Source organism: Pseudoalteromonas sp. 68 DY56-GL68 (genome assembly GCF_041414825.1).
Classification (GTDB): Bacteria; Pseudomonadota; Gammaproteobacteria; order Enterobacterales; family Alteromonadaceae; genus Pseudoalteromonas.
The window spans coordinates 530328-556562 of record NZ_JAOCZL010000021.1; the positions used below are offsets into that span (position 1 = coordinate 530328).

The 26235-nt window shown below is 39.4% G+C and carries 25 protein-coding genes; 7 read left to right on the forward strand and 18 right to left on the reverse strand.

Features of this window, described 5'->3' with window-relative positions; genetic code table 11:
* The first annotated feature begins 6 nt into the window (after positions 1-6).
* Positions 7-2031, forward strand: a complete 2025-nt coding sequence (gene metG, locus NYF15_RS16845; RefSeq protein ID WP_130149694.1) for a methionine--tRNA ligase — start codon at positions 7-9, stop codon at positions 2029-2031.
* Between the two features lie 74 nt (positions 2032-2105).
* Here the strand turns inward: metG and lepB are convergent, their stop codons facing one another.
* Positions 2106-2765, reverse strand: a complete 660-nt coding sequence (gene lepB / locus NYF15_RS16850) for a signal peptidase I (protein ID WP_237118705.1) — start codon at positions 2763-2765, stop codon at positions 2106-2108.
* 195 nt (positions 2766-2960) lie between these two features.
* On the opposite strand from lepB, the gene NYF15_RS16855 reads away from it, so the two are divergent.
* Positions 2961-3662, forward strand: coding sequence for a PilZ domain-containing protein (locus tag NYF15_RS16855; RefSeq protein WP_237118706.1), 702 nt, complete (start codon positions 2961-2963; stop codon positions 3660-3662).
* 6 nt (positions 3663-3668) lie between these two features.
* Here NYF15_RS16855 and NYF15_RS16860 read toward each other — a convergent pair whose 3' ends face one another.
* From NYF15_RS16860 to aceK, 4 genes are all read right to left on the reverse strand, one after another.
* Positions 3669-3923 carry a DUF2999 family protein gene (locus NYF15_RS16860; RefSeq protein WP_130149691.1) on the reverse strand — a complete coding sequence of 85 codons (255 nt, stop codon included), beginning with the start codon at positions 3921-3923 and terminating at the stop codon, positions 3669-3671.
* A gap of 53 nt (positions 3924-3976) precedes the next feature.
* Positions 3977-4939: a zinc-binding dehydrogenase gene (locus tag NYF15_RS16865; RefSeq protein ID WP_371354185.1), complete on the reverse strand. Its 963-nt coding sequence runs from the start codon at positions 4937-4939 to the stop codon at positions 3977-3979.
* Positions 4940-4947: 8 nt separating this feature from the next.
* Entirely contained in the window at positions 4948-5343 is a 396-nt protein-coding gene (locus NYF15_RS16870; RefSeq protein ID WP_371354186.1) for a hypothetical protein, read from the reverse strand.
* Between the two features lie 62 nt (positions 5344-5405).
* Positions 5406-7208, reverse strand: a complete 1803-nt coding sequence (gene aceK / locus NYF15_RS16875; protein ID WP_371354187.1) for a bifunctional isocitrate dehydrogenase kinase/phosphatase — start codon at positions 7206-7208, stop codon at positions 5406-5408.
* A 105-nt stretch (positions 7209-7313) separates the two neighbouring features.
* On the opposite strand from aceK, the gene NYF15_RS16880 reads away from it, so the two are divergent.
* The gene (locus NYF15_RS16880; protein WP_130149688.1) at positions 7314-8261 is read left to right on the forward strand and encodes a LysR family transcriptional regulator; all 948 of its coding nucleotides are present in this window, start codon (positions 7314-7316) and stop codon (positions 8259-8261) included.
* 111 nt (positions 8262-8372) lie between these two features.
* A complete protein-coding gene (locus NYF15_RS16885) occupies positions 8373-8816 on the forward strand; it encodes a hypothetical protein (protein ID WP_237118709.1) in 444 nt (147 codons plus the stop codon).
* 5 nt (positions 8817-8821) lie between these two features.
* Here the strand turns inward: NYF15_RS16885 and icd are convergent, their stop codons facing one another.
* The 6 genes from icd to NYF15_RS16915 form a co-directional block, all read right to left on the reverse strand.
* A complete protein-coding gene (gene icd, locus NYF15_RS16890) occupies positions 8822-10087 on the reverse strand; it encodes an NADP-dependent isocitrate dehydrogenase (RefSeq protein ID WP_371354188.1) in 1266 nt (421 codons plus the stop codon).
* Positions 10088-10181: 94 nt separating this feature from the next.
* A complete protein-coding gene (locus tag NYF15_RS16895) occupies positions 10182-12863 on the reverse strand; it encodes a 7TM diverse intracellular signaling domain-containing protein (protein WP_371354189.1) in 2682 nt (893 codons plus the stop codon).
* 32 nt (positions 12864-12895) lie between these two features.
* Positions 12896-15148, reverse strand: a complete 2253-nt coding sequence (locus NYF15_RS16900) for a TonB-dependent receptor (RefSeq protein WP_371354190.1) — start codon at positions 15146-15148, stop codon at positions 12896-12898.
* A 124-nt stretch (positions 15149-15272) separates the two neighbouring features.
* Positions 15273-17522: an NAD(P)-binding protein gene (locus NYF15_RS16905; protein ID WP_371354191.1), complete on the reverse strand. Its 2250-nt coding sequence runs from the start codon at positions 17520-17522 to the stop codon at positions 15273-15275.
* Between the two features lie 9 nt (positions 17523-17531).
* Entirely contained in the window at positions 17532-18473 is a 942-nt protein-coding gene (locus NYF15_RS16910) for an acetoacetate decarboxylase (protein ID WP_371354192.1), read from the reverse strand.
* Between the two features lie 47 nt (positions 18474-18520).
* The gene (locus NYF15_RS16915; RefSeq protein WP_130149682.1) at positions 18521-19096 is read right to left on the reverse strand and encodes a hypothetical protein; all 576 of its coding nucleotides are present in this window, start codon (positions 19094-19096) and stop codon (positions 18521-18523) included.
* 273 nt (positions 19097-19369) lie between these two features.
* On the opposite strand from NYF15_RS16915, the gene NYF15_RS16920 reads away from it, so the two are divergent.
* The 3 genes from NYF15_RS16920 (at position 19370) to NYF15_RS16930 (ending at position 21352) form a co-directional block, all read left to right on the forward strand.
* Positions 19370-19804, forward strand: coding sequence for a hypothetical protein (locus NYF15_RS16920; protein ID WP_341804189.1), 435 nt, complete (start codon positions 19370-19372; stop codon positions 19802-19804).
* A 416-nt stretch (positions 19805-20220) separates the two neighbouring features.
* Positions 20221-20388 carry a hypothetical protein gene (locus tag NYF15_RS16925; RefSeq protein WP_165381452.1) on the forward strand — a complete coding sequence of 56 codons (168 nt, stop codon included), beginning with the start codon at positions 20221-20223 and terminating at the stop codon, positions 20386-20388.
* Between the two features lie 100 nt (positions 20389-20488).
* Entirely contained in the window at positions 20489-21352 is an 864-nt protein-coding gene (locus NYF15_RS16930; RefSeq protein WP_371354193.1) for a TIGR02285 family protein, read from the forward strand.
* Between the two features lie 20 nt (positions 21353-21372).
* Here NYF15_RS16930 and NYF15_RS16935 read toward each other — a convergent pair whose 3' ends face one another.
* The 7 genes from NYF15_RS16935 to NYF15_RS16965 all read right to left on the reverse strand — a co-directional run bounded on the left by NYF15_RS16935 (position 21373) and on the right by NYF15_RS16965 (position 25895).
* Positions 21373-21951, reverse strand: a complete 579-nt coding sequence (locus tag NYF15_RS16935; RefSeq protein ID WP_062568870.1) for a YceI family protein — start codon at positions 21949-21951, stop codon at positions 21373-21375.
* A gap of 1 nt (position 21952) precedes the next feature.
* Positions 21953-22504: a cytochrome b gene (locus NYF15_RS16940; protein WP_237118717.1), complete on the reverse strand. Its 552-nt coding sequence runs from the start codon at positions 22502-22504 to the stop codon at positions 21953-21955.
* A 137-nt stretch (positions 22505-22641) separates the two neighbouring features.
* Positions 22642-23007: a nitrate/nitrite transporter NrtS gene (gene nrtS, locus NYF15_RS16945; RefSeq protein ID WP_237118718.1), complete on the reverse strand. Its 366-nt coding sequence runs from the start codon at positions 23005-23007 to the stop codon at positions 22642-22644.
* A gap of 132 nt (positions 23008-23139) precedes the next feature.
* Positions 23140-23556 (reverse strand): VOC family protein, encoded by a 417-nt coding sequence (locus NYF15_RS16950; RefSeq protein WP_371354194.1) that lies wholly within the window; start codon positions 23554-23556, stop codon positions 23140-23142.
* 24 nt (positions 23557-23580) lie between these two features.
* Positions 23581-24417, reverse strand: a complete 837-nt coding sequence (locus NYF15_RS16955) for a ScpA family protein (protein ID WP_371354195.1) — start codon at positions 24415-24417, stop codon at positions 23581-23583.
* An 8-nt stretch (positions 24418-24425) separates the two neighbouring features.
* Complete coding sequence (locus tag NYF15_RS16960) at positions 24426-25046, reverse strand: L-threonylcarbamoyladenylate synthase (protein ID WP_237118720.1); 621 nt, start codon at positions 25044-25046, stop codon at positions 24426-24428.
* Between the two features lie 9 nt (positions 25047-25055).
* The gene (locus NYF15_RS16965) at positions 25056-25895 is read right to left on the reverse strand and encodes a PHP domain-containing protein (protein WP_371354196.1); all 840 of its coding nucleotides are present in this window, start codon (positions 25893-25895) and stop codon (positions 25056-25058) included.
* Between the last annotated feature and the right edge of the window lie 340 nt (positions 25896-26235).

Sequence of the window (26235 nt, forward strand, 5' to 3'; positions counted from 1 at the left end):
ATGATTATGGCACAGCGAAAGATCCTCATAACTAGCGCATTACCTTATGCCAATGGCCCGACTCACTTAGGTCATTTATTAGAATATATACAAACTGATATTTGGGCACGTTTTCAGAAACAACAAGGTCATGAGACCTACTATGTTTGTGCAGACGATGCTCACGGCACTCCAATTATGCTTAATGCGCAAAAGCAAGGGATCACGCCTGAAGAGATGGTTAAAAATGTCAGCATTGAACGTCAACGCGACTTTGCTGATTTTAATATCGAATTTGATAATTATCACAGTACCCACAGTGACGAGAATAAAGCGCTTAGTGAACTTATCTATAACCGCTTAAATGACGCAGGTCACATCAAAAAGCACACTATTTCACAGCTTTTTGACCCGGAGAAAGGTATTTTCTTACCTGACCGATTTGTAACAGGTACATGCCCTACATGTAAATCTGAAGACCAAAATGGCGACAGCTGTGATGCATGTGGCGCAACCTATAGCCCTACAGAGCTTATTAATCCGCGTTCGGTAATGTCGGGCGCAGAGCCAGTATTAAAAGACTCTGAACACTACTTCTTTGACCTACCAGCATTTGAGGGCATGTTAAAAGAATGGTTGCATTCTGGTTCTATCCAACAAGAAATGGCCAATAAATTGGACGAATGGTTTGCTGATGGCCTGCAACAATGGGACATTAGCCGTGATGCGCCTTACTTTGGTTTTGAAATTCCAGGTGCGCCAGGCAAGTATTTCTATGTTTGGTTAGATGCACCAATTGGTTACATGGCGAGTTTCAAAAACTTATGTGATAAAAAAGGTATCGATTTTGATGCATTTTGGGCTGAAGATTCAGATGCTGAGCTTTACCACTTTATTGGCAAAGATATCATTTATTTCCATAGCTTGTTCTGGCCTGCAATGCTTGATGGCGCAAAATTTAGAAAACCAACAAACGTTTTCGCTCATGGTTTTGTGACTGTAAATGGCGCGAAAATGTCAAAATCTAAAGGCACTTTTGTTAAAGCTCGCACTTACCTTGATAACCTAGATCCAGAGTACTTACGTTACTACTATGCTGCAAAACTTAACGGTGGCATTACTGATCTTGATTTAAATCTTGAAGACTTCGCACTGCGTGTAAACTCAGATTTAGTAGGTAAAGTTGTTAATATCGCGAGCCGTTGTGCCAGCTTTATCACCAAAAAGTTTGACGGTAAATTAAGCGACACGGTTATGGACGAAGCATTACTAGGCGAATTCCAAAATGCCGCTGACAGTATCGCTAATCACTACGAAAATCGTGAATACAGCCGTGCTATTCGTGAAATTATGGCGCTTGCAGATAAAGCCAATCAGTTTATTGATGCTAAAGCTCCATGGGTGTTAATTAAAGACGAAACTAAACAACAAGAAGCGCATGATGTGTGCTCACTTGGTTTAAATATGTTCCGTGTACTTATCACTTACTTAAAACCTGTTCTGCCAGGTATGGCTGCTAATGTTGAAGCCTTCTTAAATGACGATTTAGCATGGCAAGGCGCTAAAACGGCACTTAAAGGTCACGCAATCAATAAATTCAAACCGTTAATGCAACGTGTAGAAATGGATAAAGTAAACAAAATGATTGAAGAATCTAAAGAAAGCCTTGTGGCTGAAAAAGATAAAATCGACCCAAACAGCCCATTGGCAAAAGAGCCAATTAGCCCAGAGATTGAGTTTGATGACTTTGCGAAAGTTGATTTACGCGTAGCGAAAATTGCCAAAGCAGAACATGTTGAAGGCGCAGATAAGTTATTAAAACTGACTTTAGATTTAGGTGGCGAAACTCGCCAAGTATTCGCAGGTATTAAATCTGCGTATGCACCAGAAGACATTGAAGGAAAGCTCACGGTAATGGTAGCAAACCTTAAGCCTCGTAAGATGCGCTTTGGTATGTCTGAGGGCATGGTATTAGCAGCAGGCCCTGGCGGTAAAGAAATTTATATTCTTAACCCTGATGAAGGCTCAGAGCCTGGCATGCGCGTAATGTAATCTTATCGCTCTTAATAAAACCGTTGTGTTTTTAGACACAACGGTTTTATTTTGTCTAAAAACTTTTACTGAAACTAAGGCGCTGAGTACAAATCCTTTAAAACACGTTCTTTGCGTGGTAAATAATTATTATCATAATCAAGTGATACTATGACTTTATTGGCTTTACCAAGTAGCTCATCTCGAGGTACAAAACCTATTACTCTGGAATCTGCACTGTTGTCACGGTTATCGCCCATTACTAAATACATATCCTTAGGAATAGTTACTTTAGAAAAATGCTGTAGCAAAGAAGGCGTTTTTGAGACCTGAATAACATGTGCCGCGCTAGGCAAGTTCTCTATTAAAGTTTGCTCAATATCATTCTCTTTTAACTTTGTGTAGTTGATTGCTTGGTCGTTAATGATCAGCTCATTATTAATCATACTGACGGTATCACCTGGTAAACCAATTACTCGCTTAATTAGGCGATTATTAGCTGCTTTAGAGTCAAAAACAATGATATCTCCCACTTCAGGTTCAGCTGTTCTGATTAAGGAAGTGTGAGTAAATGGAAGCCGCAAATCATAAGCCATTTTATCCGTTAGAATTCGATCGCCTTCAACAATTGTTGGATTCATTGAAGCGGTAGGTACTTCATACCAATCAGCCACAGCACTTCTAAATACGCTCATTAAACAAATAAAGATAATGAGCGAGCGGTTATTTTTCCAAAGTTTATATAATCTTTTCATCTTCCCTTTCCTAGAACCCGTTAATTTAAATTTGATTCGTCAATTAAGACGCCGCTGGCTAACTGCAAGTTCAGTGTAAAATGTAACAAAATAATAAGTATTAAAATCAAAAATTAATTTCACCATTTTGTAGTAGTGATTTTATGTTCCGAATAACAGATACTAAAGAAAATAATAATCACAAAATACCCGTAAATGGATGTTACAAAAGAAAAAACAACACCTCAGTTAGCAAACAAGTCACCCTTTTTCTTAGACCTATTGCCTGGCAAGCTAATTGATTTACAGTTTAGTAACCCTATTTCTATTCGATTTAAGTTAACACTTGTTGGCTATGAAACCGGAAAGTACTTAATTTTAAAGTGCCCTGCACAAGTTGGTAAAAATGATTTCAAAGATGTGTTAGTTGAAGGCAATGGTGCTATTGTGCGCTACATCGTTGAAGATCAACGCGGTGAGTGTGTCGCTTTCACAACCAATATCATTGCATTAACCGTTCGCCCTGAACGTTTGATGTATTTAGCTTACCCAAAAAATATTGAAAGTCGCCAACTACGTGAAGCAAGCAGGTTACAAACTCATATCCCTGCAAAAATTAGCGTAACCGAAAACCCATCAGATGATGATAAAACATTGTTGCATGGACTGATTATTGATATTTCACCGACAGGTTGTCGCTTTGCTATCCATGTCAAAACAGGCTTTTTAGCTCTAAAACGTCGCCAAGTCTTTGTACATATCCTTTCCCCGCAAGATAGCTCAACGCAAGTTATTAGGGCATACATTAGAAACAATCAAATGAAAGGCGATCGATTAAATGTTGGTATTGAGTTTGCTGAAGATGAGCAATATAAATTGCACAAGCTATTAGAAGCTTATGCAATTGATATAGATTAAACTAATCTATTGATTTTTAAACTGTTGTTTAGCCTGCTCAACTTGCTCAGCATTAATACCGAGTGACTCAGCTGCATCTTTAATTAGATTCGGCTGTGTCATTACCAGCGCCATTAACTGCTGTAGTTTCTCTGGTGGGATACCAAGTTGTTGTATTTGCGCCATCGCCAACATTGGGTTCTCTAAGAAAGCACTGAACAACGCATGCACTTGTTCGTCACTTACATTATGTTCTTTTAGAGTTTCTATAATCGGGTTCATACTAACCTTTGCTTAGACTTCGAATGTAAAGGAATTATATGGGCGTTTTGGTGTTATTCAACTAATAACACTACTTTGCCTGCGTTTTCGTTGTTATCCAAAATTCGATGCGCTTCACTTGCCTGTGCCCAATTGAGCGTTTTATAGATATTATAATCAAAGCCACCAGCAGCTAATGTGTCATAAAAACGTGAAATAAACTGGTCGCGCAAGGTACGCTTAAATTCATTGCTGCGATTCCTCAGCGTAGAAGCATGAAAAGAAATTCGTTTACTAAGCAATCGAGCGAAATCAACCTCTGCAAAGCGGTTATCTAAAAATGCCAGCATAACTATTTGGCAATCCATGGCTGCAACATGGGCGTTTTTGTTTAAGTAGCTACCAGAGACTGGATCAACAATGGTATTCGCTGTGAGCTCATTGTTTTTCATATACTCGACAAAATCGGTTGTTTTATAATTGATAGCATGATCAGCACCCATTGCTTTTGCATGATGACACTTCTCTTCACTTCCTGCTGTCACCACAACATTCGCACCGATGCTTTTCGCCATTTGAATTGCTGCACCGCCTACCCCACTGGCTCCTGCATGAATAAGTGCAGTGTGTCCTTCTTTAAGACCGCCAAATTGAAACAAGGCAGAATAAGCCGTCAAATAGACCTCACTTATCGCAGCCCCTTGTGCCATGGTCATTGAATCAGCTAAGGGCATTAATTGAGCCGCATCTACCGCTACATATTCGCTATAAGCACCACCTGCACACAAAGTAAAAACCCGTTGATTTAACCAATCTTTAGTCACTTTGTGACCCTGCTCAACAACCACCCCAGCACATTCAAGCCCAAGTATAGAGCTATCTCCAGCAGGTGCTGGATATTTCCCTTGTCGCTGCATACAGTCAGCACGATTAACACCAACAGCGGCGACCTTAACTAACACTTCGTGTGGTTTTATCTCTGGTGGGTTAATGTGTGCAAAATGTAAATTTGAATCTTCGTGCTTAATGTAGCGCATAGCAGCCCCTATTTTGTAATGCGTCGCCATGTTTCGGCTTCAATCAATTTACCATTTTCGTACAAAGTATGGTGCCAAACATCGCCTTCAACTTTGTAATCAAATGCCATCGTTTTTCCTAATAATGAAGGTACATTACCATACGAAAATGTTTCGATAAATTGTTGCTCTTTAAGAATATATTCACCACCACCAGCATAGTGAAACTTGCCATTTTTTTGTGTTATGTAACTAAAATGAGAGTCAGTGATTAATTTTACCGAGTTCAATTCGGGGGCTTTCGCTGTGACATAGCCATCTTCAACAGCGTATTTTCCTTCAATAAACTGCCAGCTGCCAAGTAATGGATTGGCATTCACATTGATACTAAGTAGCAAACTTGCAATAAGCGTTATTTTTTTCATTATCTCTATCCTTGTTTTATGAACTGCTTAGCTTACGCTAGTTCTTTGTTCCGATTAAGGATTTAAGGTTGAGATTTTCTCATCTGCGAGAAACGCCAAGACTGTTTATAAGGATATACATCAAATAGTTGACCATTATTTATTGCTCTTTGAATATCTTGCCACATGGTTGCGGTAAAAATATCATTGTGATGATGCTTAAAGAATGAAAATGCGGCTTCATTAGCACTAAAGAATACATTGAATTGACTAGGAAAAATGTCATTATCAGCAATATCAAAATAACTATCACTACTGAGCTCGTCTAACGCATCATCTGTTTGCGGTAATTCTCTAAAGTTACAATCAGTTAATGGGCAAATTTCGTCATAATCATAAAATACCACTCTCCCCCATCGCGTCACACCAAAGTTCTTCATCAACATATCTCCAGGGAAGATATTCGCCCCAGCAAGCTCCTTAATTGCTTTCCCGTAATCGTTCATCACCTGTTCGAGCTTTCGCTCATCGCATTGTTTAATATACAAATTTAGCGGTGTCATTTTGCGCTCTACGTAAACATGACGAAGGATGAGTGCATTGCCTGATATGACTAAACTATCACCGATTTGCTGCTGCATTGTTTGTAATAGTTCATCACTAAAACGGCTTAAATCAAAAGCAAGGTAACGAAATTCATGTGTATCAACCAGGCGGCCCACACGATCAGCTTGTTTTACATAATCGTATTTCGCCATGACCTGCTTTTTAGTGGCTGTTTTTGGTGCATTAAACTTATCTTTTATTACTTTATAAACGTAATCTGAACGTGGTGTTGTAAACACTAACATCACCATCCCAGGTGTGCCTGGGGCAATAACATATTTATCATCACTAGGACTGCTGCGAGTCGTATCCACTTTGTAACGATAGAACTCTGTTTTTGCATGTTTAATAAATCCTATCGCATTGAACAGTTCAAAACGTTGCTTATGAGGCATTAACACACTTAAGTAATCAACGTAACGAGCTGGCTGGTCCGTATCCACCATAAAATAAGTGCGTGCAAAACCAAAAAGTAAGCTCAGTTGGTCAGCTCCCATCATCACAGCATCAATCTCGAGGCCTCGCTCTGTATTCAATAAAGCAATAGCAAATGGCATGTTATCGCCATTTTTTGCAATGCATCGCCCTATTATGTAGCAGGCTTTGTTTCTAAAAAATAAGGAGTTGGCATATTCAATGTAACCATCGTTAAGAGTGAGTAATTGATATACTTGTGGGCATTGATGTTTGGCGCCTGCAATCAATGTGCGCTGCAAAAGCGCTACATCATCGTCAAAGTTTGCATAGCCAACTCGAAATACATGGCGCTTAATTAATGACGAAACAGCCTCATCGAAACCATCTTTGAGTGAGATGCGACTCACTAAAGAATCAAATGGTCTAGGCCCTAATCGATAACGAGCCTTTAAAACAAATAAATGAACATTACGGATCTTTCGAGAGTCCCAAATAGCGCCAAATGTCGAATTAAAAAATGTATGAGCTATAGGTTGATTTTCATGGTTTTGTACCATCTCACCATAAATCTGTTTCGCTAAAAGCCAAAGTGCAGGGTCATCCACTTCACTGTATGCAATGATTTTTACCGCGTTGCTGACTTTACTCACTTGCCCTTCGTAGACTTGTAAGCGTAACTTCATCATCTGTTGAACTTGCTGCCATTGGCACTGCTCAAAACGACTTTGTGCACCTAAAGTAATATTTAAAAACTCCGCAAACATAGCTTCAAAGCCAGCGAAGACTGCACGTGCAAGCTTAGTGGCTATAACCTGTGTTAATTGCTCTGATTGCGTTTTTTGTTGTATAACTTCATTTGGCATTATTAATGTCGCTTATACTGATTATTTTAATGGTGCTGTTTACACACCATAGCAAGCACGCTTTAATTTAGATAATTAATAGCAAGAATAAATAAGATTGATCAGATGAATATTAGGCATGTTGACCTCAACCTTTTGGTGTACCTAAATGTGCTCATCGACGAGCAAAGTGTGTCTAAGGCAGCAAATAAACTTGCCTTAACACAACCAGCGATGAGTAATGCACTTAAACGACTGCGTGATTTATTTGATGACCCACTATTAGTGCGAGCTGCAGGTACAATGACGCCAACAGCAAAAGCCCTAAGTCTTAAGCCTGAAATAGAGTCCTTGCTAAAAATGGCAGAAGAAATTACTCAACCAAGTGAACAGTTTGATCCAAGTAGCGCCACTATAACCTTTCGTATTATGGCCAATGATTATCTAGAATCAACATTAATAGCCCCATTTATTACAAACCAATTAGCGCAGAATCCGGGGCTTAATTTCGATATTTTGAGCCCCAGTGACGTAACCCTACAAGACATGGAAAAAGGCACTATCGATTTAGCGATTAACCGCTTTAACGGCCTTCCTCGCTCTTTTCATCAAGCCAGTGTTTGGCGCGATAATTACTGCTGCTTGAGCCATCCCGAAAACCCTTATTTACTCACACAGTCACTTGAGAGCTACCTAAAACAAGAGCATATATGGGTAAACCGTGCAGGCTGGGGCGCAGAAACGGCAGTAACAAATAAATCTGGCAGTCAAAAACTAGGTTGGGTTGATGAAGCGTTATGGCAATTAGAACAAACTCGTAATATTCGTGTATTTACCCGCCATTACATGGTTGCAAGTTTATTGTGCCAATCAAAAAACCTCATCGCGACCCTGCCACGTCGACAAGCCATGTTATTAACAAAACATACTGATTTAGTAATAAGCCCTGTGCCATTTCAAATCGTACCAATTGAAGTGAAAATGCTGTGGAGCCCGCTACTACACCATTCAAACCCACATCAATGGCTGCGCAGAGAGCTTATTGCTTTTGCAAGCACAGTGGCAGATCGATAAAACCACCGCAATATTGATAAAATCAATATCAGTTATTGAAAACAACAATTTCATAAATAATGATTGAGCCGCTAGAGTGAAGTTAAGCACATAAACAAAGAGAAGATGATTATGGAAACTTCAGCGCAATTCACTCAACAGGACGGCCTTTACATTAATGGTCAATTACACGCATTCATCGAGCAGCAGCTTTGTAAGAAAAGTGACCTAGCTTGTGAAGATATATATCAAACACTTGCCACTATGGTTGATGAGTTTGGTTGTCAATGTCGTAAAACTAAACATCAAGAAGATGATGCTTTACAAGCAGACACATTATTAAAAGCGTATAGCACAGTACATACACACCCACACTGCCATGTTGATGCACAAACAACGACGGCGGTTCTTGACGAATATTGCTGCCAAGTGCCTGCTATTTTAGTTGTTGCTTTAATGGACACACTAACAGGTATAACAAGCAATGAGCCAGGTGCTGAGCGTATTTATCAACGTGCAGCTGAACTCACAGGAAAACCCTGTGTCTATGCAGTTAAAAGCGCCAATGCCGCTTAATATGTTTATTTATTTGAATTACTTATTCGAGCGATGATGCTTTTTGCAAAGTCACTGCAACTAAGCATCGTCGCACCGGCCGAATGAGTCGCCAAATCAAAAGTCATTTCATTCGCAGCCAAAGTAGACTCTAATGCCAGCTCTATTTTATCTGCCGCTTCATGCCATTTCATAAACCGTAACATCATCACTGCACTCAAAATGCTGCTTGTCGGATTTGCACTATTCTCGCCAGCAATACGATTAAAGGTACCATGGGTAGGTTCAAAAAATGCCACATCGTTGTTTAAGTTTGCCGCAGGCATAATACCAACTCCGCCTACTTGTGCAGTTAACATATCTGCTAAGTAATCGCCGTTTTGATTCGTTGTAACAACCACATCAAATTGCTCTGGGGTCAGTAAGGCTTGTTGCAACATATTATCAGCAATTACTTCTTTAATAATTAAATCATTTGAGCCATCGCGTTTGATAACTAACCAACGACCATTTTCGTGAGGAAGCGCGTTAAATTCTTGCTCAGCAAGGCCAAACGCCCATCGTTTAAAGGCACCATCGGTAAATTTAAGCACATTTCCTTTATGCACCACCGTCAATGAATCGCTTTTTTGTTGGAGTGCATAATTAACGGCATAACGCATCAAACGCTCAGCCCCGTCTTTTGAACTATTCTTGATACCAATGCCACACTGTGTGTCAAATCTCAGTCGGGTTACTCCCATTTCTTGACACAAAAAATCAAGCATGCGTTCGTTATCAACGCTTCCTGCCTGCCATTCAATTCCAGAATACACATCTTCAGAACTATCACGGATGACTGTTATGTTGGTTTTCTCAGGCTCTTTTAAGGGCGAAGGAAGACGTGAATAGCTGCGAATTGGCCGCATATTAACGAACAAATCCATTTCATGGCGAAGGGCCACATTCAAAGAGCGAAAACCTCCGCCAAGAGGCGTTGTTAAAGGGCCTTTAATCGCTATTTTGTATTGTCTAACGGCGTGTAAGGTTTCTTGGGGAAACCAATCGCCATCATACAGTGCAGCCGCTTTTTCACCATTAAACACTTCCATCCAATGGATTTTCTTTTCATTGTGATAAGCATGAGAAACCGCAGAATCGACAACACTGCGCATCACAGGAGTAATATCCTGCCCGACTCCATCACCTTCTATATAAGCAACAATAGGATCTGAAGGGATATGCCATACGCCAGATGAGTCAATCGTAATTTGCTCTCCCTGCTCGGGGATGGAAATGTGTTGATACGACATATTCGCTTTCTTATTGATTATTATTTAAGGGTATTAATAGCAACGATTTACCTCACTGTCTGCGCCTGTGCGCGAATAGTCAATATTCAAGGCATTAATAATTCACTTTAGTGATTTCATCTTGCATGGCGCAAAACAAAGAGGTAAAGAGCTGCGCATCTAAAGTCACCGTGTCATTTTTAAGCGCCGTATCCACCGCCACGGCTTTCACATATAGTTGCTCACATTCAAACATATTAGCAGCGCCTTTTAACATGTGAACATTTTTACTCAAGCCATCAATATCCATAACTTTGTACTGCTCACGCATTTCTCGATACTGATCCTCAAGCCCTTTTATATAATCATCTTTTAAAACTTGAAACTCTTTATCTGGTAATTTGATATCGCTTAATTCGTCGCAGTCCAAATAGCTGGAAATTTGATGGCTAAAAGCATTTCGATCTATTGGCTTTGCGATTAAATCGACAAAACCTTGCTTCATATAACGCTCAATTTCATGCTTCATCGTATTTGCAGTCAGTGCAATAATAGGTGCTGTCACCCCTGTTGCTTGCATCATTTGTAATGCTTCTTGACCGTCCATTATTGGCATTTGTATATCCAATAAAATTAAATCAAAGGTATTTTCTAACGTTTGTTGGACAGCATCTTTACCATTTTCTACCGTGGTTACTGTCAAGCCCATCCGCTCTAGAATTCGTGCAATTAAACGCCTATTATCTGGATGATCTTCAGCGAGAAGTACATGACCTTTTAAATTTTCTGGTTCATCTAATTTACAAAATGGCGATGTTTCTACCAGTCTGACTTCACTAATATTATTTAGCCAACGTGTTTTTTCTGTTTTGTAGACTGCCATTGACAATATAAATTCACTGCCTGAGCCAACATGACTCTTAACACTAATGTCGCCATCGAGTTTTGCAGCTAAACTTTTCGAAATATTTAAACCTAGCCCTGTTCCACCATACTGACGTGAGATAGACGAGTCAGCTTGGTAAAACGCACTAAATAGTGATTCTTGCTCTGCATCAGTCATACCAATACCTGTGTCTTTAACACTGATTGCAAGAATATCGTTATCACAACTTACCGACAGCGTAATACGCCCCACTTGCGTAAATTTGAGCGCATTAGTTGTTAGGTTTAACAAGATCTGTCTTAACCGGCTTGGATCAGTGACAATGTAATCAGGTAAGGGAAATTGATAATCAACGCTAAATTTAAGACCTTTATCACGAATTTGTTTACCTATAAGGGATTCAATATTAGCAATTGTGGCAAATAAGTCCGTTTCTATCAGTTCAATCTCAAGTTTGTTAGCCTCAATTTTCGACATATCTAAAATATCATTAATTAAACCAAGCACATGCCGACTATTTTGTAAAATAACCCCAATACCATGGTTACGTTCATGGGGCTTTATATCACCGAGCATTATGCCGTCGGCATAACCAATAATAGAGGTCATGGGCGTACGAATTTCGTGGCTAATATTAGCGAGAAAACGGCTTTTCGCTTGGTTAGCATCGCGCAATTCATCAGCAAGTTGTTCAAGCTCTAATGTTCGAGAGTGCACTTTTTCTTCTAAGTTTTTGGTCAGTTCAACATTATCATCGTGCAGTAGCCTAAATTTATCAGCAACAGCAAAAGCCAGTAACATAGCATCCATCGCCGTGCCAATTAGGCCGAGCAAATATAAGTTAACTGTTGTAGCAGGCAACAAGCCAAGGTTAGTTAAATTACCAACCATATTTGGTAGCATCATCGCAAGATAGGCCAACACAAAGTAACGTGCGGGTTTAAATCCTTTAAGCATACAGCGCACACCAATGTATAAACCCAAACACAGTGCAATACCCGTGACCACCGTAGACCAGTAGAAACCAAAGCTTGGCCATAAAATACAAAAAGGAATACCGAGTGTCGCAATAACACCCACAGTCATTGATAGCTGTGCAAGCTTTGGAAAAGTCTCTTTTAATTTCAGTAGGTTATTATAAAACAATATATTTGTGAGTGGAGTTAGTGCGAAACCGAGCCAATGCAAATGAGGGTTGTAATAGCCAAATAATTGGTCAGATATATGAAAAAAATGACTCCACGCGAACACCCACGAAGTAGTAAAGAGCGCATAATAAAGGTGAGTGATATCTCTGGAAACAAGGTAAATTAATAAATTATATAAGCCAAGCGCAATGCCCACTCCAAAGCACAGCATCATCACCATATTCTCTACAGTGATAGTATCAAAATAACTCTGGTACGGTGTTAACACAAGTTTTGCAGGCGTATAAAAATAATCACTTTCAAAGTAAGTAATCAATACATACTGCTTTCCCTTTTCTAGGGTTAGCCGATTACCATAATGGAATGCAAACTCATTTCTCTCGACACCTCCTGTAAGATAGTGCTGAACAGGTTTACTAGGATCCGTTAGGTCATAGACACGACTTTCAATTTTCGACACAAGCGTATTGTAAGGATAGAGCACCAAATCTTCTCGATTACTTTGGTTATCTATCTTAACGATTAGCCAATAACTTCCCCCCACCGAACTGATGCGAGATTGAGGTGTTTTACTTGCCTGCCATTCGTTAATGTTAGCCGCTGACTGAGGAAACATATTATCGTTTGCCATGAGCACTTGCCCAACATCATGCAAATTCTGCTCAGCTGAGTCATCTGTATAAACATACGTTTGTGCAGCATTGGCCGAAAACATCATGCAAAGAAGAAAAAGCAGACTACCTACATAGAACTTAAATCTCATTCATCTATCTCTATTAAGCAAGAACAACTAGATTAAAAATGATAGGCAACATCGAAACCATAACGACGCCCCTCACCTTTGAAATCTTCTAACATGCCCAAGAACGAGCTTAAATCGAACTTCAGTTGGCTATGCTCAGTATCAAATAGGTTTTTCCCCCACAAGATAAATGACCAATTATCAACACCATATTTCAAGTTAGCATTTACGATACTAAAACCTTCTTGGTGCGCATAAGGATTCATATTCTGATCAAAGTAAAAGTCAGACTGATAATCGTAACTTAAAGAAGCCGTAAGTGGGTTGTTGGCTATATAAGTATCATATTGCAGGCTTGCGGCAACATTCCATTTAGATGTAAAAGGCAAGCGGTTATCAGTAATACTATTTCCGAGTGGATCAACATACTCTTCAAATTCAGCATGCGGAATATAGCCTATCGTTAAAACCAAGGCTAAATCATTGTGCGGCTGGTAATAAACTTCGCTTTCAAGACCATAAATTATTGAATTACCAACGTTTTCAAGCAATTGCACGGGTGGCATTTGCGGTGTTTCTGACGGTTGATTCATAAATACTTGCTGATCATTGTAATCATAATAAAAACCAGCCCAGTTCATTCTCAAGTTCTGCTTCGGCCACCATGATTTTAAACCCACTTCATGGGCATTCAGTCGCTCTTTGCCATAATTAGCTAAAATAGCTTGCTCTTCTGACGATAAAAACCCGCCATTATAGCCACCACTTTTACTCCCATTGGCAAACCGATAATACATATTAGTTGCATCGCTGAGCGCATAGTTGATTGTAAGTTGCCCTGTTACACCGTTGTCAGATTGAGAGTCAGCAACCTCATAAAAAGGCACATTAACTCCCTCTAGATTGGTAGGGTCTATCACAGTATTTAAGGTTGCCACGGAGTTATAATCGAGTGATTCGTAGTCGTACCTCAGTCCTGCACTTATTATCCAGCGTGTAGCAAACGGTACTTCTATCTGGCTAAAAAGCGCAAGGTTTTGCATACTAATTTCATTGTCGTAGATAAACGTTGCCGTTAAGTTGCTAGGTAAAATGCCGCGCAGATCGCGTAAAATATCGTTAAGATTGTCCTGTTCTATGTTTTCATCTGCAAAATAGACACCACTGGTGAGCGTGTAGTTTTCAAATTCATTTAGTAGCCTAAACTCTTGGCTAAATAGCTGAGTATCTAAACCTAACACCCCTTCGCATAAACGAGCTGGTGAGCCGTCACAGTTAAATGCATGGCTGCGTTCTAAATCGTTAAAACTAGACAGTGAAGTAAACGTACTTTGCTCACTAAGATGCCAATTCACTTCCCCAATAAAGCCATAACCATCCGAGCTGTGTGGTGAATCGTTATTTACACTCACAGTAAAAAAGTCGTCACTGCCATCATTAAAACCAAAACTATCAAAACAACGCGTTGAGCCTGCATCGCTAGGGGAACATAATTCACCAGTGAGTGGGTTAGCTACAATGCCAATATTACCAACAGGTTGTACAATTCCATCCCAATCTTCTATGTGTGCTTGTAAGTACACATCAACATTGTCCCATTGCGTTAAAAATGACACACGGGCATTTTTTTGCTCCATTCCCGCTTCGGGTGAATCACTGAAAATATTTTCTGTGGAATAGTCATAATCTTGATAATTAACAGTAAAGCGTAGCGCACTTGTATCACTAACTTGCTGATTCCAAATACCATCAATACTGGTCGCATTATTATTGGCTATGCCAAGCGTTAGTGCGCCGTAGCTATCAAACTCTGGGCGATTAGTACGGATCAGAATTGCCCCACCGGTGGAGTTACGTCCAAATAGCGTACCTTGTGGACCTCGAAGTATATCGAGCTGGTCTATGTCATATAGATTAATGATTTGGTTATTGGCAGACCCAACTGCTACGCCATCTAAATACATGCCCACAGGTGAGGTGTTGGCGGTATTATAATCAAGCAAACCCACCCCACGTATACTAACAGCCGGTGGCGTACCCTCAGCAGCGTTTTGAGTAATTTTTACATTGGGCGCAAATAAAGCGATTTCAGTCGAATCTTTAAAATGTTGATTCTTTAATTTTTGGCCACTCACTTGGCTAACAGCAACGCCCACATCTTCAATTGCTTGAGGACGCTTTTGCGCATAAACACTGATAACTTCCATGTCTTTTTCAGTCTCTGACCCAAAAGCAACTACATTAGTTGCTCCACTACCTAGCAATAAAACGAGTAATTTAGGGCCAATAAGATAACGACGCTTCATATTGGTCAGACCTTAAAAGAGGGAAACTTGTTAAATTCTTGTAATTAACGTAAGTATAGATCATATAAAAGACTAAAGTCGCATAATTCACACATAATTTGTGAAATATCAAACTATTTAGCCCTCATTTAATGCTCTTATCTGTTTTTTCAAATGCATACTCACCACTAATAGTTTCTGGATAACCGCATAACGACCTTGAGGTTTGCATTCCGGCCATCACAGCCGCTTCAACACAGCCCGCATTAACACCTGTTTTAATCCAGTCTCCTGTAATTCTTAAATTATTAAACACAGTGCCATCAGTGGCTAAGCGGTATTGGCTAGACCCTGTCACCGACAAAACATAACGCTCACTCGGGTCAATATTTGCCCGCCAGTACTGTTGCTCGAATACAGGTAAAATACTGCTTGGGTCATTAAAAAAGACTTGCCAATCAAACTGATTATTACTGTCGTATGCTTTTGGCCATAATGCTGACATATCAAGGTTGAATAAATTTTTCATATTCGCTTTAACAGCTTCTTTCATTTTTATTGGAAACTGATAATTTGTTGCTGCTGGGTAGCTGTGGCAGCTCAGTGCACTACAAAAGTAAGCGATATTTACAGGGGCGTTATTCTCTGGCCAGTCTTCTTTATCGATTAAATTAGCCATCGCTGCCCATGTATCGAAAGGCTCAACAAAACCACTAAGAATCGGATTCTCTTTACTCGGTACGGTGTAATCAAACCCTAGCTGCTGGTCAGTTTTATTTAACCATACCTGACAAGCTTGTGTGGCGACACTTTTTACCTGCTGCGATTGCTTTGCTAAATTGCTATCTAACTCAATTAACTCACTTGCAATATGCTCAAGTGACGCAACTGACACGCCTAAAATAAGTGTATCGAAATCAAGCCCATGAGTTAATTTAATACTAGGGAGAGGTTTCTTAAACTGCTCTTCATACACCTCAGGCCAAGGAGTCCAAAAAGACTCTAAGTTTATTTGGTATTCCTGAAGCAAATGGGCCTGAGTTGACTCTATTTGTGAAAAAATAGGTTCACTTGGCCAGCATGGTAAACCTTTAACGTCAACTAAAGGTTCATATTCTTCTACTGATAGCTTAACTTGTTGGCATAACTCAACCTTTGAAACAACCGCCTTTCCCTGTGTGTCCTGACCAGCTTCAAGATTGGTGAGTTGGTGAAAAAATTTAAATTTCACACCTCGTTCTTTCAATAGCTCGTACACTGGTGCAAAAATCACATCCCCCATACCAGCTTGCATCTTCCACATTACTCCGCCTTTATAACAAAGACCTATCCGCAACATGGCAAGTGCAGCCACACCAGCTTCAACATTGGGTTTATTAAAATCACCTTCTGGATAAGCAAAAACCAAATCGTAAAAGCCTCTAATTGGTGCTGAGTTCACACTATAGGTTTTATTGGCGCCATTTTTCTCAAGCCATTGTCGGAAGTCGTAACAATTAATAACGGCGAAGCCATCACGATAAACTTTGTCTTTTATAAGCCCTGTTAGCATTGCAATCGCTAAATCTGCACTTATAAAAAGTCGACGTAGTTCTGGGCTGTCATCCAATAAATCAATCACTTGGGCTTTAAACCAACGTTTCAGTTTTCGTACGATATACCAGATAACTAAACGATCGGCTTGTTTGTCGGTGTGTGTTGTTTGTTGCGAAGAAAATTGCAGTAAATGAGTCAATAGCGAACGAGGACTTGAGATAATCTCGCCAGCACCTGACTCAATATCATTAACAAACTGCTCAGCACTACTTAGCGTATGGTCAATATTGGTTTTAATTTCCTGATACATGTATTTAAGTAATGATTGATCCCGCGATTTTTTTGTCACCAATCTTGTTTCAGCGTGATGTTGTTCGCATATCTCTTCAATGTCTTCAGTCCACTTTTTTAACCAAGCCAAAGTCATGGTTACAAAATCCCACACAGTGATGTCTAAACTTCCATCCGCAGGGTTGCCTGCAACTGTCGGAAAATCAATTGGCCACGTTTGCCACTCGTTATCAATGTACTCTTGTAAGGCAATAAAGCTATGGGGTTTAAATGCTTCTTGCCATGTAGCAAGTGGACGTGTAGCAGGCCTGTTTAATGAGTTGTACACTCCTTGCAAAGTACGAAAACTATTTACATATGCACCAAACCAAACATGCAATCCATGCTCTTCAATACGCTCTGCAAAATGGCTATTGCGCCCACTTGCGCCCTTGCCACCTAATCGCCAACCTTGTTGATAAACTGTAATTTCACGCTTTTGTTGCCAATCAGCCTGCTCAGTTAGGTAAACTGCAGCTGTCATTGCAGCTACTCCTCCACCCACTATGGTAATTTTTTCTTTTTGCATACTCTTCCCTTACGCAGATAAAATTTCAGTTGCGCCAAGTTGATCAAAGTCCATGCTGACGTAAAACGGTAGGTGTACGGCTTGTTTACCAAGAGCAATACCAAACATATCGTTTAGTGGAAAGCTCGCTAAAAAATTAACATCGAGGCTGTAATCATTTTTTAAAAGCGTTAGCTGATGAATTTTTTTTATCACTGAAGGTGAGTGGACAACGGCTTTATAAACAGAATTTTCACCCTCACCATCAGGAAATTGTTTGTATAAAATTTGGTCCATTTGAGGGTGGATGAAACCATCAAGTAATTGCTTTAACAGAGATAAATCAATCCCTTTATAGTCATCACTTAAAACCGAGGCGACACGCTCTGCAAATTGCTCCACATTATCTAACAAACTCTCGGGCTTTTGCTTTATCACTCGCGTGATAGTGAGCAACTCATGCTGAGCTAACATGGAGTCAGGCGAAAACTTCTCAAAACACTGCAAGGAAACCGAGAATCGCCCGCTATCATCAATGTTACTGGGCATTTCATAGTCACACAGATATTTATTGTATCCCCACGTTTCACGACCATTGATCAGCGCATAAACATTATTCACACTAATAAATGCAGGGTACCAATACAGGTAGCTAATATCGCCATCTAATATTTTAGCGACAGGCAACCAAATGATAATATCCGTTTCTTGCATCCAGCCATGTTCAGAAAACGGTGCTGCAAGTGACGATATTTTTTCTATATCGGTGAATGTGAGTAAGCAGGTTTCCCCTAAAACATTAAACGTTGTCGCGTCATTGGCAAGTGTATTAAGCGTGGCATCGACATACTGCTGCATTTTTTGCTCAGAAGCGGAAACAAAAAAGCCATACATGCTCGCATTGAGCATTCTGCATGGAGGTTTAGCTACAGGGTTAGATAAAAAGTGGCTGTATGTTTGATTTGTAGACATAGTAATTACTTTAATTATTATTTAGTAATGACTATAGACCAGATTTTCTAATTAGGTATTGATTGCGCTGAGCTTGTCTCAATTGCTAGCAAGTGCGAGGTAAAATACTTATAAGCATTTAAATCAAAATTTTCAGATAAAGCATTCATAAAACCATGAGCATATTGACTTACATTACACTCTACCCTGTCCTTTTCATTTAAAGCTGCAACCACTGGCGCAATATCAAAATGTGCTTCGCTATGAGGAAAAATAAATCGACAAGGTATATTCGCATTCAGTGAAAGGTGATGCCTCACTTGCGATGGATAAAAAGCAATAAGCTGTTTTATAAAAGGGTTGTCTAATTCAGCTTGTGCTCGCCAGGCTGCTGATGCCCCTGCACTAAAAGCTATAATCGTTGTAGGACGTTTTATTGTTGTTAGTGTGAAATGGACACGCTCAAAATAGGTATCATGCCCACACTCATTCAAAAAGTGCTGATATTGTGCTGATTCATTTGTTGGCAACTGTATTTGCCCCATGTATGGGTCGCACATTCTAACTCGATTTTTAAGCTGCAAGGCAAGCTGTGTTAGGTGAGCAGTTTTACCAAAAATGTCTGTTACCAAGAGGTAATTCATGAATCTACTTCTTTCTTAAAACTATTATTTTTATTGTCCCGATTAGAATACGCCTGTTTCAAAAAAACATCCAGCTATATTAAACCTGAGCAAGCTATCCCCTTCAAATTGATATGGATTAACTTGAAAGACTGTAGAGACCTTTGCTGACTACTGCATAAAACTAATTAATAAATAAAGATAATCCTGTTGCTTTTGACATATTGAACAATTACTCTAACTACCGATTTGTACCCAATAAATATAGTTTAAACACTTACAAGGAAGTTAAATATGAAATACTTACTTTTACTCTCTACATTAGCACTGGCTGCGTGCAGTTCATCGCCATCACGTATAGATACCAGTAATACAATGGACGTGATTGCTTTAAGTGAAGCGAGTGCGCCAGACAGTGTTAAAGGCATATTTAAATTTCATATTAAAGCAGCCGGAAAACACAGAGGTGACGTTTTTTTAAATACTGAAGAAGATTACCGTGATAGAAGATCAATTACAGTTGCCTTAAACTACAAGGTTGTACCTGAGTTCACTAAAAAATTTGGTGAATCCCCTGAGACATTTTTTATTGATAAAGAGATAGAAGTTACGGGCGAAGCAAAGCGCGTCATAATAGACTTCATCTCACAAGGACGAGCTACAAATAAATACTATTACCAAACTCATGTAGACGTATCTTCAGTTGAGCAAATTAAAATACTTAACTAACAGCAAATACTTAAAAGACAAGTAAATACATCTATTTGCTTGTCTTTTATAGCTTGAGTAAACGAGCACTTCCCCTTAAAAATAACTCGGTTATAGCACTAGATTAAAAGCCAATATTTAAAGTAGATTTTTTTAAAAAATAAAACTTGCATAAAAAACATTCGTGAAGTAGTCTATCTGTCTGGTTTTTAGAAACCTCGCGGTTAACCCCTTACCTTGATCCAGTAATTCCCGCATATTCGTATAAATACTTGCGATGTCGTGTTACCGAATGACAATTTGATGAATTTCAAAATTATCACCAAACTGTCACAAACTTAGTCAACACTGTACGCAAGACAACAAATGTCAGACTGTATTTTTAACTGCCTTTAAAGCTCTACAGAATCTGACAAACAGAAAGAGTGAGTTTTATTATGTCATATAAATACAATGGGTCTCTGATCCAAATTGCACACCCAGTGCAGTCAATATCGGTTAACAAACAGCGTGTAATTTTTAGTGACACGCAAGGCTTGAAAAACGCCATTTTCCAAAAGGCCAGTGATGCCCGTCAATTTGTGAAATGGCTAAAAGCCAACTAAACCGAAAAACGCCAGCTCTGCTGGCGTTTTAGTTTATACTTCTCTGCATTGAGCTAAAACCCTGCTACACTTATATTTTTAACTATTAACAGGTAGTAAGATGCGCCGTGCTAGTGTTCTTTTACTATTCTTTTTTTGCGCAGCCTCATTTGCCGAAAAACAAACCAAAACTATTCAATGGGTAGTCGTTGATTTTGCGCCTTATTACATCATGAATGACCGCTATGAAGGTACGGGGCGTGATGAAAGTGTCATGAAAATGATTGAAAAAGCGTTACCAGGTTATCGATTCACACATACTCTTTATCCGTCAAGTAGAGCAATACACGAACTTTCTAATCCGCAAAATAATTATTGCATGTTATCGTTATATCAGAATGAGCACCGTAAACAGCACATTGCTTTTAGCTCTCACACATCAACAATTGGATTATCTCCATCAATAGCCATAAGAAAAGAGCTAATTAAAGCGCTCGATTTAGACCCTAGTAAAGCAATTTCTTTAAAAGCTCTGTTAAATGAGAAGCACCTTGCACTTGGGGTATCTATGAGCCGCTCGTTTGGTAAAAGTATTGATGACGTTATAAACACCAATCATGATGCAAATATAATATTTCGCCCAGGCAGTGATACTTTAGCAAGCCTGACTTACATGTTAAGCAAAAAACGTATCGATATTCTATTGGGTTATCCCAGTGAGCACTATTATCTGGCTCACTCAATGGGCTTTGAGGACAAACTAACCCAGCTCACTCTGACAGAGGCACCTAAACTAAGTGAAGGGTTTATTGGTTGCACTAATAATGAACAAGGTCGCCAGATAATTAGTGAACTCGATATTGCGTTAGAAAAAATCGCACATACGCAAGATTATCACGACATTTTAGTGCGCTGGTTACCTGATAATTTAAAGCCAATTTTAGAGAAAAGGCTCAAGGATAGAAATGAAAGTGCCGCCCATTAAGCGGCACTTTTAAAATAATGTTACTTACGAACACCTTCAATAAATAAACCAATATCCACATGTGTAGATGCAGGTCCAAGGTTGTAATCAATACCGTAGTCAGCAAGTTTTAGGCTTGTTTCACCTTCAAAACCAACACGGTAACCACCCCATGGATCTTTACCTTCACCTATTTTATCAATTTCAAAGGTAATCGTTTTAGTGACGCCATTTAAAGTGAATTCACCCGTTACATCAGCTTCATCACCCTCTTCATCAAATTTAATTGAAGTACTTTTAAACGTCGCTGTTGGGTGCTTATCTACATTTAAAAAGTCTTTACCACGTAGATGCTTATCACGTTCAGCGTGGTTAGAATCAATACTCTTTGTTTCAATCGTTACATTGATTTTAGAGGCATCAGGTTTTTTATCATCGTAGCTAAAATCACCTGAAAAAGTGTTAAAGCGGCCATGCAGCCAGCTATAGCCTAAGTGTTTAATTTTAAAAGTAACGAATGCATGGGCACCGTCTGTATCAATCACATAGTCTGCTGCATTCGCATTTGCAGTAGAAAATAACGCCGCACTTAATGCCGTGCTTAAAAGTAACTTTTTCATATTAATCATCCTTTAGTGGTTTGATCATTCTAGTTAAGGTTTTATCTTTGTCGATAAAATGATGTTTTAGTGCCCCTAATGCATGTAAAACAACAACACCTATTAGCCCGTATGTGGCATAAAAGTGAATTTCACCTGCAATATCTTCTTGATTAGCAATTGAACCTGGCAATGCGGGTACAGCAAATAAATTAAATACGTCAATGGCACGTCCATCTGCTGTCGAGATTAAATAACCGGTTATAACAATGACGATAAGTAATAAATAAATTATTTTATGTACTGAGTGAGCAATAAAGTTCATGGTTTTAGTATTAGATATCGGCTCAGGTTGTGTACCGAGTAACCGCCAACCAAAACGAAAAAGTAAAACAGCTGCCAAGGTAATCCCTACACTTTTATGTAAATCAAGGGAGCCTTTATACCAAGCATCATAATAAGTTAGCTCAACCATATAGACACCCAAGCCAAACAGGCCAAACACCCCAAGAGCCATTAACCAATGAAGTGTAATTGCTACCCATCCGTAGCTGGTTTTAGTGTTGCTTAACATACTCTTTTCCGAAAATCGCTATTCCTACCGATAGAATAGCCTAGCTTATTTGCAATTAAAATAGCGTTAAACAAACATCATCTGTGCATTTACGCACATATTTACACAGCGATATAACTTCCCTTGCATAGAAAGTGTTAATGGTTTTTGTACCAAAGCGTTTTGTCTCTGCATTTACTACATTCACCAACTAAGTGATTTTTGAGTACATGCAACGACACCTTATTACATTTGCCACAGCTTAACTGCGCTTCAACCCATGCTCTTGTTCCTGGGTCAAATCTTAAACGTGCTATTGTTGCAGAATACACAGACACAAAAAATGGTACACAAAAGGTCAGTGCTAGTTTGAGCCAATGAACATCGGCTAATTTCATACTTAGAATGAGATCGCCTTGATTAATTATGTTTAAGAAAATACCCACAATAAGGGCAGTCTTAAAACCAGTAACTAAGGTTCTTTTGTTAAATGCGACCTTTAAAAATAGAATTGATTTGATCACGATATGCTCTTGTGAGTTTAAAGACTCATTAAATGACCTTTAAAACACAAAAACTATTCCTAGTGATTTATTAGAAAAGACTGACAGTGCTTATCTTTACACTATTATTAAAATTTTATTCGTATTTCAGTGTTATCTTTTTGCCATTGGGTGGTCGGGATTCAACTGAAGAAGGTCCCATAGGTTTCCATACAGATCTTCAAAAACAGCTACGGTTCCATAGTCCTGTTCAATTGGTTCTCGGACAAATTTAATGCCAATTGATTTCATGCGCTTAAAATCTCGCCAAAAATCGTCTGTATTTAAAAATAAAAATACTCTTCCTCCACTCTGGTTGCCAATAAAGTCATGCTGTTCAGGCTTCGACGCTTTGGCAAGTAACAAGGTCACACCATGAGAATTTGGCGGAGCAACAACCACCCAACGTTTGTCTTGTTCTGGTTGATAGGTATCCTCCAGAAGCTCAAACTTGAGTTTATTTACATAAAAATCGATAGCTTCATCATAATCTTTCACGACCAAAGCAATATGAACAATATTCTGTTTCATTGTATTACCTACTAAAGGGCTTAGCTATTCGCTTTCTTCCACCAAACCAACATAAATCTGGCTATTGGCATCTACCTGAAAGCAGCTGATTAGGTTTTCTTTCACCAGCTCTAACATAGCGATAAAGCTAACGACAACACCACTTCTGCCTTCATCAATAGTAAAAAGAGTACTAAAAGGCAGCTGTGATTGGGCTTCTGAGAGTTTATCTAAGATTAAGCTCATGCGCTCACGGGTTGATAAAGCTTCTGCGGTAATATGATGGTGTTCAAATGTTTTGGCCCTAGCCATAACGTCGCTTAGTGCGACTAACAAGTCTTTCATGTCAACGTCAGGTAACAGCACCTCACGCTCATTAAATTCTGGCACCAGCGCTTCGGCAACAAAGATATCGCGGCCTTCGCGAGGGATCTCATCAAGATTTTCGGCGGCTTTTTTAAATTGTTCGTATTCTTGTAAACGTCTTACAAGCTCAGCTCGAGGGTCTTCTTCCTCTTCAAGCTCTTCATGTTTTGGTAGTAATAATCGTGATTTAATTTGTGCTAGTAGTGCCGCCATCACAAGGTATTCGCCAGCCAGTTCAAGCTGAAACTCGCTCATCATTTCAACATAACTAACGTATTGCTCAGTAATACTAAAAATAGAGAGCTCTAGCACATCGAGTTTATGTTTTTTGATTAAATACAGAAGTAAATCGAGTGGCCCTTCAAAGGTTTCTAAAATGATCTCTAGCGCATCAGGGGGAATGTATAAATCTTCAGGTTTATCGACCACCGCTTTGCCATGCAAAAAAGCCAGTGGCAGCTTTTGCTGTACTGGCTCTTGTAAATTATCTGGCGCGTCAAGCTCTGGGCTAGTCAATGAAATCTCTACTCAAATGGTTTAGTATCACCACAACCGACACGTAAGATTTCGATGCTATCATCTGATAAGTCAATTACAGTGGTTGCCTGTTCAGGAAGATAACCACCATGAATAATTAAATCAACTTGCTTTTCAATGCGATCGCGAATTTCATCAGGATCAGCTTCGGTATATTGCTCACCTGGTAAAATTAAAGAACACGACATTAAGGGTTCACCTAATTCAGCCAATAAAGCACAGGTGATTGGGTGTTCGATAACACGAATACCAATGGTTTTTTTCTTTTCGTTTAATAAACGCTTTGGTACTTCTTTAGTGCCTTTAAAGATGAACGTATAAGGCCCTGGGGTGTTATTTTTAATTAATCTGAATAGCTGGTTATCAACGCGAGCATAAGTTGATAGCTCCGATAAGTCGCGGCAAACTAAGGTAAAGTTATGGTGTTTTTCAATGCCACGAATACGTTCGATGCGCTCTTTTGCTTGTTTATTACCAATGTTGCAGCCAAGTGCATAACCCGAATCGGTTGGGTATACAATAACACCGCCTTGCTTAATAATATCAACCGCTTGGCTGATTAAGCGTGGTTGCGGATTATCTGGATGAATATGAAAAAACTGACTCATTACACGCTCCTATTGCCCTTCCCATGCTTGCCAAACCCCTTGGCAATCTTTTGGTAAGTATAAATTTTTACCTAACTCCAACCAACTGGTCGGAAAATGAAAATCTGACCCTTGTGACGCAAGTAAGCCATATTCACGACTCAGTTCACCTAAGAACTGGCGCTCACTCGGAGCCTGCTGTGGCTGTGCAACTTCCATCGCATCGCCACCTGCGTCTTTAAATTCGATAATTAACTTACGCAGCCACTTATTCGACATTTGATAACGCCCAGGATGTGCAAGAACGGCAACCCCACCGGCTTGGTGAATGGCCGCAATTGCCGTTTGCATATCACACCAACTACTTGGTACATAGCCTGTTTTTCCTCGCCCTAAGTACTTTTTAAATACCCCTGGGAAGTTTTTAGCTACTCCACGTTCAATCAGTGCACGGGCAAAATGCGCGCGTGTGATCTGGGCGTTTTCGGCAAATGTTTTTGCTTGCTCGTAAATGCCTTGAAAACCGTTTTTAGCAAGGCGACGACCTATCTCTAAAGCGCGCTCTTCACGCTTGCTTTGTTGCGCTTGTAATAATGACAACAGTGCGTCATTTTCATCATCAACATTTAAGCCAACAATATGAATTTCAAAGCTTTCCCATTTTGTTGATACTTCAACACCAGAAATTAATTTAAGCGGTAAATTATCATCTGCAATGACTTGGCGTGCTGGTTTTATAGCACTCAACGTGTCGTGATCGGTAATTGCAAACACATCTATGTTTTTCTCAACCGCGCGGTGTAACAATTGCTCGACTGATAGCTGACCATCTGAGTATGTGGTGTGGCTATGTAAATCGTATTTTATCAAAGGGAAAGACTGCTTTACGTAAGTTCTTGAATCAATGATGTGAGTATAACAAAATTTTTATAGTAATTGTGGTAAATTAATACTTGACAGTATCGGCATAGGTACGCTTTACTGTATGCACTTTCAGGCACGTTAAATAAGCAATAACAATGAACAAAACAATTCAAATCACAATTTGGTGGTGGCACTCGTAACTAGCGGGTGACGAATTGTCGTGTCTAACGATTTCAAAACCCGCTCAAGTAGCGGGTTTTTTTATATCTAAATTTTAAGGTTTTATAATGAATTACATAGCAACTCTTACACATCATTGGTGGTGGCGCCTGGCTTAGCGGGACGG

What these genes read in the sequence shown, in the direction of transcription:
- metG (WP_130149694.1), top strand. Translation starts at nt 7, where the DNA reads ATGGCACAGCGAAAGATCCTCATAACTAGCGCATTACCTTATGCCAAT.
- lepB (WP_237118705.1), bottom strand. Translation starts at nt 2,765, where the DNA reads ATGAAAAGATTATATAAACTTTGGAAAAATAACCGCTCGCTCATTATC.
- NYF15_RS16855 (WP_237118706.1), top strand. Translation starts at nt 2,961, where the DNA reads ATGGATGTTACAAAAGAAAAAACAACACCTCAGTTAGCAAACAAGTCA.
- NYF15_RS16860 (WP_130149691.1), bottom strand. Translation starts at nt 3,923, where the DNA reads ATGAACCCGATTATAGAAACTCTAAAAGAACATAATGTAAGTGACGAA.
- NYF15_RS16865 (WP_371354185.1), bottom strand. Translation starts at nt 4,939, where the DNA reads ATGCGCTACATTAAGCACGAAGATTCAAATTTACATTTTGCACACATT.
- NYF15_RS16870 (WP_371354186.1), bottom strand. Translation starts at nt 5,343, where the DNA reads ATGAAAAAAATAACGCTTATTGCAAGTTTGCTACTTAGTATCAATGTG.
- aceK (WP_371354187.1), bottom strand. Translation starts at nt 7,208, where the DNA reads ATGCCAAATGAAGTTATACAACAAAAAACGCAATCAGAGCAATTAACA.
- NYF15_RS16880 (WP_130149688.1), top strand. Translation starts at nt 7,314, where the DNA reads ATGAATATTAGGCATGTTGACCTCAACCTTTTGGTGTACCTAAATGTG.
- NYF15_RS16885 (WP_237118709.1), top strand. Translation starts at nt 8,373, where the DNA reads ATGGAAACTTCAGCGCAATTCACTCAACAGGACGGCCTTTACATTAAT.
- icd (WP_371354188.1), bottom strand. Translation starts at nt 10,087, where the DNA reads ATGTCGTATCAACACATTTCCATCCCCGAGCAGGGAGAGCAAATTACG.
- NYF15_RS16895 (WP_371354189.1), bottom strand. Translation starts at nt 12,863, where the DNA reads ATGAGATTTAAGTTCTATGTAGGTAGTCTGCTTTTTCTTCTTTGCATG.
- NYF15_RS16900 (WP_371354190.1), bottom strand. Translation starts at nt 15,148, where the DNA reads ATGAAGCGTCGTTATCTTATTGGCCCTAAATTACTCGTTTTATTGCTA.
- NYF15_RS16905 (WP_371354191.1), bottom strand. Translation starts at nt 17,522, where the DNA reads ATGCAAAAAGAAAAAATTACCATAGTGGGTGGAGGAGTAGCTGCAATG.
- NYF15_RS16910 (WP_371354192.1), bottom strand. Translation starts at nt 18,473, where the DNA reads ATGTCTACAAATCAAACATACAGCCACTTTTTATCTAACCCTGTAGCT.
- NYF15_RS16915 (WP_130149682.1), bottom strand. Translation starts at nt 19,096, where the DNA reads ATGAATTACCTCTTGGTAACAGACATTTTTGGTAAAACTGCTCACCTA.
- NYF15_RS16920 (WP_341804189.1), top strand. Translation starts at nt 19,370, where the DNA reads ATGAAATACTTACTTTTACTCTCTACATTAGCACTGGCTGCGTGCAGT.
- NYF15_RS16925 (WP_165381452.1), top strand. Translation starts at nt 20,221, where the DNA reads ATGTCATATAAATACAATGGGTCTCTGATCCAAATTGCACACCCAGTG.
- NYF15_RS16930 (WP_371354193.1), top strand. Translation starts at nt 20,489, where the DNA reads ATGCGCCGTGCTAGTGTTCTTTTACTATTCTTTTTTTGCGCAGCCTCA.
- NYF15_RS16935 (WP_062568870.1), bottom strand. Translation starts at nt 21,951, where the DNA reads ATGAAAAAGTTACTTTTAAGCACGGCATTAAGTGCGGCGTTATTTTCT.
- NYF15_RS16940 (WP_237118717.1), bottom strand. Translation starts at nt 22,504, where the DNA reads ATGTTAAGCAACACTAAAACCAGCTACGGATGGGTAGCAATTACACTT.
- NYF15_RS16950 (WP_371354194.1), bottom strand. Translation starts at nt 23,556, where the DNA reads ATGAAACAGAATATTGTTCATATTGCTTTGGTCGTGAAAGATTATGAT.
- NYF15_RS16960 (WP_237118720.1), bottom strand. Translation starts at nt 25,046, where the DNA reads ATGAGTCAGTTTTTTCATATTCATCCAGATAATCCGCAACCACGCTTA.